This window comes from Kitasatospora sp. NPDC091257 (genome assembly GCF_044757675.1).
Classification (GTDB): domain Bacteria; phylum Actinomycetota; class Actinomycetes; order Streptomycetales; family Streptomycetaceae; genus Kitasatospora; species Kitasatospora lactacystinica.
Window position 1 is genome coordinate 1 of record NZ_JBIVVI010000130.1, and the last position, 11,673, is coordinate 11,673.

9 protein-coding genes and 1 pseudogene are annotated in these 11,673 nt (G+C 75.0%); 1 reads left to right on the plus strand and 9 read right to left on the minus strand.

The genetic code is table 11. The features are described 5' to 3' along the window. Positions 1-42 precede the first annotated feature (42 nt). Entirely contained in the window at positions 43-456 is a 414-nt protein-coding gene (locus ACIQOV_RS08915; RefSeq protein WP_030056266.1) for an SsgA family sporulation/cell division regulator, read from the minus strand. A 194-nt stretch (positions 457-650) separates the two neighbouring features. On the opposite strand from ACIQOV_RS08915, the pseudogene ACIQOV_RS08920 reads away from it, so the two are divergent. Then, positions 651-953: pseudogene (locus ACIQOV_RS08920) on the plus strand (TIGR02611 family protein); the annotation flags it as partial. On the opposite strand, the gene ACIQOV_RS08925 reads toward ACIQOV_RS08920, so the two are convergent. The 8 genes from ACIQOV_RS08925 to ACIQOV_RS08960 form a co-directional block, all read right to left on the minus strand. Continuing rightward, entirely contained in the window at positions 847-1,734 is an 888-nt protein-coding gene (locus ACIQOV_RS08925; RefSeq protein ID WP_401046538.1) for a S1 family peptidase, read from the minus strand. The pseudogene ACIQOV_RS08920 and the gene ACIQOV_RS08925 sit on opposite strands and share 107 nt — an antisense overlap. Positions 1,735-1,930: 196 nt before the next feature. After that, positions 1,931-3,568 carry an RNA polymerase sigma factor gene (locus tag ACIQOV_RS08930; protein WP_380350869.1) on the minus strand — a complete coding sequence of 546 codons (1,638 nt, stop codon included), beginning with the start codon at positions 3,566-3,568 and terminating at the stop codon, positions 1,931-1,933. A gap of 563 nt (positions 3,569-4,131) precedes the next feature. Continuing rightward, positions 4,132-5,064 (minus strand): FadR/GntR family transcriptional regulator, encoded by a 933-nt coding sequence (locus ACIQOV_RS08935; RefSeq protein WP_380540092.1) that lies wholly within the window; start codon positions 5,062-5,064, stop codon positions 4,132-4,134. A 244-nt stretch (positions 5,065-5,308) separates the two neighbouring features. Further along, positions 5,309-6,214 carry a hypothetical protein gene (locus tag ACIQOV_RS08940; protein ID WP_401046542.1) on the minus strand — a complete coding sequence of 302 codons (906 nt, stop codon included), beginning with the start codon at positions 6,212-6,214 and terminating at the stop codon, positions 5,309-5,311. Between the two features lie 3 nt (positions 6,215-6,217). Beyond that, on the minus strand, positions 6,218-7,849 hold the full coding sequence (locus tag ACIQOV_RS08945) for an ATP-binding cassette domain-containing protein (RefSeq protein WP_401046544.1): 1,632 nt from the start codon (positions 7,847-7,849) through the stop codon (positions 6,218-6,220). A 354-nt stretch (positions 7,850-8,203) separates the two neighbouring features. After that, positions 8,204-8,482: a hypothetical protein gene (locus ACIQOV_RS08950; RefSeq protein ID WP_387694106.1), complete on the minus strand. Its 279-nt coding sequence runs from the start codon at positions 8,480-8,482 to the stop codon at positions 8,204-8,206. A 183-nt stretch (positions 8,483-8,665) separates the two neighbouring features. Continuing rightward, positions 8,666-9,424, minus strand: a complete 759-nt coding sequence (locus ACIQOV_RS08955) for an NUDIX domain-containing protein (protein WP_401046546.1) — start codon at positions 9,422-9,424, stop codon at positions 8,666-8,668. A gap of 180 nt (positions 9,425-9,604) precedes the next feature. Continuing rightward, on the minus strand, positions 9,605-11,673 hold a 2,069-nt coding region (locus ACIQOV_RS08960; RefSeq protein ID WP_401046549.1), incomplete at its 5' end, for a glycogen debranching N-terminal domain-containing protein.

Consider the following 11,673-nt stretch of genomic DNA (forward strand, 5'->3'; position numbering starts at 1 on the left):
AGGGCCCCGCCGTCGGCGGGGCGTGACCGCCTCCGGATGGGGTCAGCTTTCGGCGAGGATGTGGGACAGCTCCCGGTCGAGGTCGAAGTGACGGTGTTCGGTGCCGGGGGGCACCGCGGCGTCCGTCCGCTTGAGGAACGACTCAAGCGCTCGGGCCGGGGCCTCCAGCAGGGCTTCTCCTTCCGGAGAGCTCAGTGCGATGCAGACCACCCCTTGCCCGTGGCTGCGCGACGGCCACACCCGGACGTCGCCGGTACCAGTGGGTCGGTGCAGCCCCTCCGCGAGGAGATCTCGGGCGAACACCCACTCCACGGTCTCGTCGGCGCCTGTGTGGAACGTGGCGTGCACGGCATAGGGGTCGGCGGTGTCGTAGCGCAGGCCCGCGGGGACGGGCAGTGATGACTCGCTGGACACGATGAGGCGCAGGTGCAGCTCGCAGCTGACCGTGGTGTTCATAAGCGCCATGGCCTTTCGCTCAGTGTGCGCTCGGGGAATCGCACGTCGGCGAACGGACCATCCCACCCCCAAGACCGATGTAAACCCCTCTGTCCCGATTCGGGCGCGAGTCGTACCCCTTACGGCGCATTGCGGAATCGCCCCGCAGCGGCCGGGCCGGGCATTACCCGGCGCTTCTTGGTTAGTTTCCTGGCATGACTGTGCGAAACGACAAGACGGCCGGGAACACGGGAACGGGTGAAGCGGCTGTGGCGGTTGACGAGGCCGTCGACGGCGGACGGGCGGTCGGATCGCGGGCCCCGGCCTTCGTCCGCCGCTCGCCCGCGCTGCACCGGGTCTGGCAGGTGGCGATCTTCCTGGCGGGCCTCGCCGTGGTGGTGCTCGGGCTGATCATGCTGCCGCTGCCCGGCCCCGGCTGGCTGGTGATCTTCCTGGGCATGGGGATCTGGGCGACCGAGTTCGTCTGGGCCCAGCTGGCCCTGCGCTGGACCCGCCGCTGTCGCCCTGGCAGGCGTCCTTGCCGCCCCGCTCCTCGCCCGCGCAGACCATGCCCCGGGCGTCGAACTTTCCGTCCCGCCCGCCCGGGTACGCCTGCGCACAGGCCCCGTCCGGCACGATCGGCACGGACACCCCGCGCAGCGTGGGCGAGTAGTCGCCCCGCCCGGTGGTGTCGCCCCAGCCGTACACCTGCGTCGTGGTCCCGGCCAGGTACGGCGCCGTCTCGCCCTGGCCGACCAGCTCGACCACCGGCCGGGCGCCCTGGGACTCGGCCAGGGTGATCACCGCGACGTCGTTCATGTTCGCGTCGAAGGAGTAGTCGGGGTGGATCCAGACCGACCGCACCGCCACCTCGCGGCCGGCCGTGCCGCGCATGTCGTCCCGGCCGACGATCACCTTGAGGCCCGGCCGCTCCACCCGGCCCTTGCCCTCGTCGTAGAAGCAGTGCGCGGCCGTGACCACCTTGGTCGGGGTGACCAGCGCGCCCCCGCAGAACTGGCCGGAACGGCCGCTGCCGAACTGCTGGCGGCTGGACAGCGCCACGATCCACGGGTGGTCCTCGGTGCTCGCCGCCGTGCCGCCGACCACCCGGCGCTGGGCCTCGGCCGGCGCCGCGCCGCCGAGGGCGACCAGCGGGACGGGCACGGCGGCCAGCAGCGCCAGCACGGCGGCCCTGCGGCGGCGGCCCGCCCGGCCGACGGCCGGATCGGCCGGATCGGCGAGGTCTGCCGGAAACAGGATGGGCGTCGGCAGGTCAGTGCGGTCCGGCTCGGTCGGCACCGTGACTCCAGGAGGCTCGGAAGCAGGCAACCGGCACAGCGTAGGTGACCGGCTACACCGTGCGACCACTTCCCGCCGCGCCGCCACCCGGACGAGCGACAACCAGCACCCGGACGCTGACACGCCCGGGCCCGGACAGCCGCGAAGGCCCGGAGCCGTGCGGCTCCGGGCCTTCGCGTGGAACGACTGCCGTCGATCAGTCCAGGTAGTCGCGCAGCACCTGGGAGCGCGACGGGTGGCGCAGCTTCGACATGGTCTTCGACTCGATCTGGCGGATGCGCTCACGGGTGACCCCGTACACCTTGCCGATCTCGTCCAGCGTCTTCGGCTGGCCGTCGGTCAGGCCGAAGCGCATCGAGACCACGCCCGCCTCGCGCTCGGACAGGGTGTCCAGCACCGAGTGCAGCTGCTCCTGGAGCAGGGTGAAGGAGACCGCGTCGGCCGGCACGACCGCCTCGGAGTCCTCGATCAGGTCACCGAACTCGCTGTCGCCGTCCTCGCCCAGCGGGGTGTGCAGCGAGATCGGCTCACGGCCGTACTTCTGGACCTCGATGACCTTCTCGGGGGTCATGTCGAGTTCCTTGGCCAGCTCCTCCGGGGTGGGCTCGCGGCCCAGGTCCTGGAGCATCTGGCGCTGGACGCGGGCCAGCTTGTTGATGACCTCGACCATGTGCACCGGGATGCGGATGGTGCGGGCCTGGTCGGCCATGGCGCGGGTGATCGCCTGGCGGATCCACCAGGTGGCGTAGGTCGAGAACTTGTAGCCCTTGGTGTAGTCGAACTTCTCGACCGCACGGATCAGACCGAGGTTGCCCTCCTGGATCAGGTCCAGGAAGAGCATGCCGCGACCGGTGTAGCGCTTGGCCAGCGAGACCACCAGACGGAGGTTGGCCTCCAGCAGGTGGTTCTTGGCCCGGCGGCCGTCCTCGGCGATGATCTCCAGCTCGCGCTTGAGCTTCGGGGCGAGCTTGTCGGCGGCCGAGAGCTTGTCCTCGGCGAACAGACCGGCCTCGATGCGCTTGGCGAGCTCGACCTCCTGCTCGGCGTTGAGCAGCGGGACCTTGCCGATCTGCTTCAGGTAGTCCTTGACCGGGTCGGCGGTGGCGCCGGCGACGGCGACCTGCTGGGCCGGCGCGTCGTCCTCGTCGTCGTCGGAGAGGACGAAGCCCTCCGACTCCTCCTCCGGACCGGTGCCCTCGGCCTCGGTCTTGTCACCGGGCAGCGCGACGTCCTCGAGCAGCTCCTCCTCGCCGAGCAGCTCCTCGTCGCCCTTGGCGGTCTTGCCGGCGGCGGTCTTCTTGGCGGCGGTCTTCTTGGCCGGCGCGGCGGTCTTCTTGGCGGCGGCCTTCTTGGCCGGCGCGGCCTTCTTGGCGGGAGCCGCCTTCACCCCGGCGACGACGCCGGTCGTCTCCTCGACGGTGATCTCGGCGGAGACGGTGGGAGCCGTGGCCGCGGCGGCGACGACGGCCGGAGCCGCGACGGGAGCGCCGGGGGCGATCCGCACGGGCGGCTTGGTCGGGGCCGACGGGGTCCGGGTGGTGACAGCCTTGGTGGCGGTGCGCTTGGTGGGGCTCTTGGCAGCAACGCTCTTGCGCTTGGCGCCGGCCGGTTCGGCCGCGCTGACCATGAGGTCCACGCCCTCCTCAATCAGCACCTGATTGAGGCTGCGCATGACGTTCTTCCACTTGGTGACCGGGATCTGGTCCGCCTCGAACGCCTGGCGCACGTCGTCACCGGCGATCTGCCCCTGGGCCTTGCCCCGCTCGATGAGAGCCAGCAGAGCCGCGGACTCGGCGATCTCGGGGGGAAGCGAACGGGATGTGCTGGCCGACACGAACAACCTCTCGGACGATGAGTGGATCTCGAACCCGTACCGGCCGCCCGAGCGGGCGGGGAAGGAGATCGCGCGTCGGACGCGCGGTGTCGATTCCGACCGACTCGGGCTTGAGGACTGGGTTTGCAGGACGGCAGCAGCGCCGCGGACCAACACAGCATTCTGACATGTTGGAGTATTCCGGAGCTGCTTCCGCTCAGGACACATCGCTGCTACTCGTCAAGTGTTACGCATGGCCTTCGTGTCGCGGGTCACACCATCCGGCGCCCGCAACCCGGAGCCGGTTCCATCATCGCGCACTCACCGGTGAATCTATTGTCATGGACAAGTCCGACGTGGGCCCGCTTTCGCCACCCGCATTCGCCGCCCGCATTCGCCGGGCCGCTCCCGGCGGTTCGCCCCCCTGGGGACTCCGCCCCTCGGGCCACGCGGCCTCCGCCGGCTCTGCCCGGTGGGACGGCGGCATGCGGAAGCCCCCCGGCTGCGCCGCGCGGGGCGGCCGGAGGGCCCGGGCGGAGCGGGCCGCCGCCGTCCGGCGCCTCCGCTCGTGGAAAACAGCCCGTTCAGTGCTCCCTGGGCGCGGGAACGGAGGGCTCGATCTCGGGATGGACGGTGAGCAGCGCCCGCATCGCGACCTCGCCCGCGGCGCCGTCGCCGGCGCCCAGCGCCTCCACCAGCCGGGCGTGCAGGCTGACCGAGGACTCCGTGGGGCGCTCGCAGGAGATCGCCGGACCGCCCGAGACCTGCAGCGCGCAGGCGACGATCCCGGACAGGTGCTCCAGCATCCGGTTGCCGGCCATCTGGAGGACCAGGCCGTGCAGCTCGGCGTCGGCCCGGGTGTAGGTCGAGAGGTCGGCCTGGGAGGCGGCGTGGCTCATGATCTCGACCAGCTCGGCCAGGCGCTGCTGGACGTCCTCCCGGCCGTGGCCGGAGGCGAGCCGGGCGGCCAGCGGCTCGATCGCCCAGCGGAGCTCGAACAGCTCCCGGCGCTGCTCGTCCCGCTGCGGCCCGAAGGCGCGCCACTCGATGATGTCCGGGTCCAGCAGGTTCCAGTCGCCGACCGGACGGACCCGGGTGCCGACGTTCGGCCGGGCGCTGACCAGGCCCTTGGCCTCCAGCACGCGCAGCGACTCGCGGACGACGGTGCGGGAGACCTCGAACCGCTGGCCGATCTCCTCGGGCACCAGCGGGCGGTCGGCACCGAGGTCGCCGGAGACGATCATCTGACCGAGCTGCTGGACCAGCTGGCCGTGCAGACCACGGCCCCGGCTGCTGGTGGTCTTGCGGCCGACCCGGGCGATGTCCGACTCGGCGCCCTCCCAGCGGGGCACCGGCGGGGTCGGCCGGTCGGCGTACGAGAAGCGGTCCAGGTCGCCGGGACCGTGGATGGGCCCTTCGGCGGAACGGGCGGGGGTCATGGTGGGGTGCGCAAGGGTACTCACGCCTCCTTTGTCGGCGATCGGCAGGCGTGGCTTGAGAATTCTCGTGAAAAGCACACGAAAGGGTGATCGACCGTGACTGGATAATTGACTTCTTATCAGGAAGAACCGCGCATTCCGGTCACTGCTGGTCGATCTTGGAAGTCCGGGGCGGGACCGCACCCGTGACACGGCCTCGGGCCCGGGCGGGCGGCCCCGCACAAGCGGCTCAGCGCGGTTCATCGGGGCCCAGCGCTGCGCGGACGGTTCCGTGCGACGCGGACGGTTCCGTGCGACGCGGACGGTTCCGTGCGACGCGGCGCTACAGGGCGCGGCGGCGGGCCTGGGCCAGCAGGGCGGCCAGCAGTAGGAGCGCCGCAGGGGTCGCGACCGCGGCGAGCAGCGCCGGATCGGTCAACGCCGCGCTCCCGGCCACCGCCTCGTGCGCACCGCCGTACACCCAGCCGTAGGCCCACTCGATCCCGGACTGGAACGGCAGCAGTTCGGTCGCCCGGGTCGGCCACGGCCTGCCGGTGCGGCGCAGCAGCAGGGCGACGCCGGACTCCAGCAGCGGCGGCAGCGCGCACAGCAGCAGCACCCCGGCCGCGGCACTGCGGGTCAGCGAGGCGGCCAGCACCCCGGTCCAGCCCGCCACCACGGTGAGCAGGACGAAGGCCAGCAGTGCGGCGGGCACCCCGTGGCCGGCCACCAGCCCCAACGGGGCGCCCACGCCCGGCAGGTCGGACAGCCCGGACACCCCCGCATCCGTCAGCGCCTCGAAGACCCGGTCCGACAGTGCGGACGGGTCCGCCCAGGCCGCCACCGTGACGCCGTCCGGCAGCGCGAGGTGCACGGCCACCATGTCGAACAGCAGGGTGGCCAGCGCCAGCAGCGCCGCGACCGGGCCGATCACCACCAGCTTGGCCAGCAGCAGCCGCACCCGGCGCGGGTACGACACCTGCGAGGCCACCAGCCCCGGGTGGCGCACCTCGTGCCCGTACGAGAGCGCGCCCAGCACCCCGGCGCCGAGCGCCGCGAAGGGCAGCGGGATCAGTGGGACGGCGGCGGTCAGCAGCCGCACCCCCGCCGGGGCCGTCAGCGGGCCGTCCGGGGCCTGGCTCGCGAGGACGGCGGCCACGCCGGCGTCGCCGAGCAGTACGGCGGCGAGCAGCAGCCAGGTGGAACGCAGGCCGCGCAGGCGGCGCAGCTCGTAGGCCAGGACACGCACGGTTCACTCGCTCCGGTGGTCGTCGGGGATGGCGGGGGCTGCAGAGGTGCCCGGGGTGGCCGGGGTGGCCGGGGTGGCCGGGGCGGCTCGCCTGACGGGGCTCTGGGCGACGGCGCCCCGGACGGCGGAGGCTCGGACGGCGGTCGCGCCCGAGGCGGGGCGCCGGAGGCGCACGGTGTCGTCGGTGAGCAGGTCGTCGGCACTGGCCCGGCGGCCGAGGGGCCGGACCCGGGCGGGCTCCAGCGGCGGGGCCGGGTCGTCGCGGAAGAGCCGGTCGACGGCCACCGTGGGCGCGGGTTCGTCCATGGCGTCGGCCCCCGTCCGCATGGACGGCCCGGGGCGACGGCCCGGCGGCTCGGGTCGGCGGCCGGCCGAGCCGAGGACGGGGAGCGCGGCGGCCGGGAGGGCGGCGGCGACGGCCACGGCGGGCAGGGCGCGGGCGGGCAGGGAACCGTCCTGCCGGGGGCGGCGGGGAGCGCCGCGCTTCGGGACGGCGGCGCCTCCCGGCGCGGCGGCGGTGGCCGGTTCGGCCGGGGTCGGGGGCGGGGCCGTCGTGGGCTCGGCCGGGGACGTCACGGCCTCGCCCGGAACGGGCTCGGCGGCCGGTTCGGGGACCCGCCGGGCGGGCGGCTTCGGGCCTGGCTCCCGGTTCGGCTCCCGGTTCGGCCGCCGGCCAGGCTCCTGGCTCGGACCGGCCTCGGGTTCCGGGTGGACGCGGAGGTCGCCGGAGCGGCCCGAGCCGACCGGAAGGACGACCCGCGGCGCCGGCTGCTCGACCACCCGGTCGGCCAGCTCGTGCAGCAGGATCCCGTGGCGGTAGGCGAGTTCGCCGATCTCGGTGCGGTCGATCCCGGCCACCGCGAGACCGACGCTGCCGTCCCGGCGGACGTCCGCGCCCTGGCTGACCAGCAGATCGGCCAGTCGCGCCATCTGCGGCCCCCGGACGGCCACTTCGGGACTGAGCCTGGTCTGCCGGAACTCCGCGACGGGCTGGTCGGCCACCAGCCGGCCGCGGTCCAGGGTGACCACCCGGTCCGCGAGCTGCGAGGCCTCCTGCGGGCTGCGGGTGGTCACCAGGACCGTTCCGCCGGCGGCGCCGAAGGAGCGCAGGAAGGAGTGGAACCACTCGACGTTGCGCGGTGACAGGCCGTCGGCGGGCCCGTCCAGCAGCAGCGTGCCGGGGTCGCCGAGCAGGGCGGCGGCCAGCGCCAGGCGGCGGTGCATGCCGGGCGAGAAGGTGCGCAGCCGCTGCCCGGCGACCGCGGCCAGCCTGGTCTGCTCCAGCAGTTCGTCGGCCCGGCGGGCCGGGACGCCGACGGCCGCGGCGAGCATCCGCAGGTGGCTGCGCGCCTTGCGGCCCGGGTGACCGGCCACTGCGGACTCCCCGGCGCCGGGCATCATCACCCCGACCACGCGCTCGGGGTGGCGCAGTCGGCGGTACGGGCGGTCGCCGAAGAACGTGACGCCCTGGCCCCGTTCGAGTTCGAGCATCAGCCGCAGCGCGGTGGACTTGCCCGCCCCCTCGGCGCCGAGCAGCGCGGTCACCGTGCCGGGCCGGGCGTCGAAGGTCAGATCGAGTACCGCGGGCGGAGCGCCCTTGCGATAGACCTTGGTCAGTCCGGTGATCTGGATCATCGCTGGCTGCTCCCATGCCCTCGGCCGACCTGCTCGACGCGGAGCGCCCCTGAGGGGCGGGCATGCACCCGCGCGGCTCCGCGCCAGCACATTAGGCGGCGACGACGGCTATTCCGGGCATTGCGGGAACGGCACGGGCCCACCGGCTGCCCGCCTCACCCGATCAGGGGAAAATCCGATCCTGCGATTCACGGGGGACCGGTCCGTTCCGGGCCCGGGCCGCTCCGGACCCGGGCTGCTCCGGCCGGCTCCGGGAGCGCTGATGGCTCCGGGGCTTCGGGAGCTTCACCGGCATCGGTGGCCCCGGGAGCTCAGGCCGGGCTCAGCGCCGTGCCCGAGGACGGGGCGCAGCCGCTAGCGGGGAGGCCAGGGCGGGGGCGGGAGCTGCTCGCCGCCGCACACCGCGTGGAACTCGTCGACGGCGGCCTGGCCCTCCACCGTGATCTCGCCCAGTCGCTCCCGCTCGGCGGCCAGCCGTTCCTGCACGGCGGCGATCGCCTCGGGCGCCGCCTGCTCGGCCTGCAGTGCGGCCAGTTCCTTCTCCGTGGCGGTGGTGGTCTCGTCGAGGCTCCGGTAGTCCGCCGCCAGCCCCTCGATGAGGGTTCGCTGGTTGGCGCAGTCCTCGATGGCCATCGCGGGGCTCCCTGGGCCGGAAGGCCTCCGACCCGGCGGCCGGAGCGTCCACCGACACTCTGCGCCGCCGGCCCCGCGTTCGCAGCCAGGCCAGGCCATTCGGCTGCTTCGGGGCCGCGCACCGCGACGGAGCGGGCCGGGTGGGATCGGGACAGGGCGGGCCGGGCACGGGTCCGGCGGCGCTCAGGACTCCGGGCGGAGCATGGGCGGGTTGAGGACGGTCGCCCCGCCGGCGGTGAACAGCTGGGCCGGACGGCCGCCCTGACGCGTCGTCGTGCCGCCCGAGGGCAGCAGGAAGCCGTGGGTGCCGGTGACCTTGCGGTGGAAGTTCCGCGGGTCCAGCACCACGCCCCAGACCGCCTCGTAGACCCGGCGCAGCTCGCCGACGGTGAACTCGGTCGGGCAGAAGGCGGTGGCGAGGGAGGAGTACTCGATCTTGGAGCGGGCGCGTTCCACACCGTCGGCGAGGATCAGGCCGTGGTCGAAGGCGAGCGGGACGCCGTCGGCCGGGTTCTCGCCGAGGAGTTCGCCGACCGGGGCCCAGCGGGCGCTGCTGGCGTCGCCGCCGGCCCGGGGCGTGGGCAGATCGGGGGCCAGCACCAGGTAGGCGACGCTGACCACGCGCATCCGGGGGTCGCGCTGCGGGTGGCCGTAGGTGGCGAGCTGCTCCAGGTGGGCACCGGCCGCGCCGGGACCGACCGCGTCGTGGCCGGGGGCGGTGTGTGCGCGCAGGCCGGTCTCCTCGGCCAGCTCGCGGGAGGCGGCCTCGGCCAGGCCCTCGTCCGGGCGGACGAAGCCACCGGGCAGCGCCCAGTACCCCTGGAACGGCGGCTCTCCTCGTCTGACCAGCAGGGCGCAGAGCGAGTGGTCGCGCACCGTCAGCACCACGAGGTCAACCGTGACAGCGAACGGGGGAAAGGCCGACGGATCGTAGCGCGACATGGCGACGATCATAGTCGTCTCTCTGACGATAAGCACAGGCCCGCGCGGGGACCGCGCAGGGCCGGGGCCCCGCACGGGCCCCGTGCGGTTCGCACCCGTCCAGCGCGGGACCGGGAACGGGCAGGCGCGGCGCCGGTGACCCGGTGTCACCGCCGCGGGGGCACGAGCCCCCGCGGCGGCTCAGCGGGCGACGAGTTGCAGGTCCGTGGACGCCTCCTCCACCATCGCCACGCCGATCCGGCTCACCCGGACGGAGAACGGCTCGCCCGCCACCCGCAGGCCGGTCAGCTCCAGCTCGCCGAGCGGTGCGGTGCTGGCCGGGCGGACCAGCACCCGGCCGCCCGGGACGTCGGGCCGGACCCCGGCGAGGGCGAACACCGCGTGCGCGGCGGCGGCCGCGGAGACCGCTGCCGGGCGACAGGCGGCCGGGTGCGGCACCGGCGGGCAGCCCGGGGTGCGCTGCTCCCCCGCGTACATCTCCGGCAGCCGCCCCTCGAAGTGGGCGCTCGCGGCGAGCAGGCCCTCCAGCAGGGTGCCGGCCTCGTTCTCGTGACCGGCCTCGGCCAGTCCGGCGATCGCCAGGGCCGTCTCGTGGACCCGCACCGCACCGCCGCGGTGGCCCAGCGGGTTGAACCGGGGGGACTTGGCGCTCAGCGTGCGCAGGCCCCAGCCGCTGTCCAGCTCCGGCGCGACCAGGCGCTGGGCGAGCAGCCGGGTCTGCTCTCGGTCCAGCAGGCTCTCGTACCGGCCGCCGTCGACGGCGAGCCCGGTGTCCAGCAGGTGCACCAGGGAGGAGGCGACGGCGGGCAGCGGCTGGCCGCCCGGGGCCAGCCCGGCCGCGGGACGGCCGCCGGACAGGTCGTCGATCCAGAACCGCTCGCGGAAGCGCCCGCGCAGCGCGGCGGCCCAGCCGCGCCAGTCCTCGGCGCCCGGCCTGCCGAAGGCCTCCAGCAGCTCGGCCCCGTGCAGGGCGGCGCGGTGGGCCTGCGCCTGGACCTCGGCGCGGGCGGCGACCGGGTGGGCGGAGCGCTCCTCCCGCGGGCGGCTCAGGTCGGTGACGAAGCCGTCGGCCAGGCCTTCGCGCAGGGCGGCCAGGGCCCGCTCGGCGGCCGGGAGCAGCTCGGCGACCTCCGCCGGGGGCAGGCCCCAGCGCCAGGCCTCGGTCAGCACGGTGACGAACAGCAGGGTGGCCTCGGTGGCGGTGCAGGTGGGCGGCAGCTCGGGACCGCCGTGGCGCAGGGCGCCGGGCAGCAGGCCCTCGGTGCGGCCCGGGGCGGGGACGAGCTGCTGACGGCGGGCCAGCGCACGGAGGGTGCCGGCCGCCAGCCGGGTGCCGAGCGGCAGGGTCAGCCGGGCGGCCCAGAGCGCGTCGGCCGGGGCGAGGCCGAAGCGCCAGGGCGCGCCGGAGGCCGGGTAGAGGTCGGTCGGGCGGTCCGGGTCGGCGAACAGCAGCCCGCCGAGGGCGTCCAGCGAGCGGGAGACCAGCGGAGCCGCCCGGCCGTCGTCGCTGCGGACCTCCGGCTCGGACCAGGGCAGCGGGGCTCCGATGCCGCGGCCGCCCGGCGGGCGCGGGCCGCCGACGGCGCTCTCCAGCTCGGTGTGCAGCTCGACCGACCAGCGGGCGCCCGGCTGGACCTCCAGGTCCCAACGCAGCACGCCGGCGCCGGCCAGGACGGCGTGCGGGGAGGGCTGGGCGCTGACCACGGCGCTGTGCACCGACCCCGTCCAGCGCAGCCCGGCGGACTGCACCTGGCCCGGCAGGTCGGGCTGGCGGTGCCCGGCGGCGATCTCGGCGACCGGGCCGAGGTCGGTGCCGAGGGCTATCTCCAGGGGCAGCCGGGCGGGCCGCGGACCGGTGTTGCGCACGACCACGGTCTCCACACCGTCCGCGTGCCGCAGCCGCTCGACGGTGAGCGCCGGGTCCGGGTCCAGGTCGCCGGGGACGCGGACCGCACCGAGGAAGCGGGCCTGGGCGGTGCTGGTCAGGGTGCCCTGGAGCGGCAGCGGCTCCATGCCGCCCAGCCGCAGCTCCATCCGGGCGAGCACCCGGACGCCGTTGCGGTAGAAGCCGTGCAGGCCGTGGCCGCGCAGCTGGCCGTCGGGGCCGGAGGCGGCCATCGCCGGAGCGTTGACGCAGATCACCGCGTGGTGGACGGCGGGCGGCTGCGGGCGCGGCGGGGCCGCGGGTCGGCCCGGGCCGACCGGTGCGCCCGCGGGCCCGGCCACCGGGGCCTGGTCGGGGCGGCCCA

Excerpts from the sequence above, each read along its gene's own strand:
- ACIQOV_RS08915 (WP_030056266.1), bottom strand. The coding sequence starts at position 456 with ATGAACACCACGGTCAGCTGCGAGCTGCACCTGCGCCTCATCGTGTCC.
- ACIQOV_RS08945 (WP_401046544.1), bottom strand. The coding sequence starts at position 7,849 with ATGATCCAGATCACCGGACTGACCAAGGTCTATCGCAAGGGCGCTCCG.
- ACIQOV_RS08950 (WP_387694106.1), bottom strand. The coding sequence starts at position 8,482 with ATGGCCATCGAGGACTGCGCCAACCAGCGAACCCTCATCGAGGGGCTG.
- ACIQOV_RS08955 (WP_401046546.1), bottom strand. The coding sequence starts at position 9,424 with ATGTCGCGCTACGATCCGTCGGCCTTTCCCCCGTTCGCTGTCACGGTT.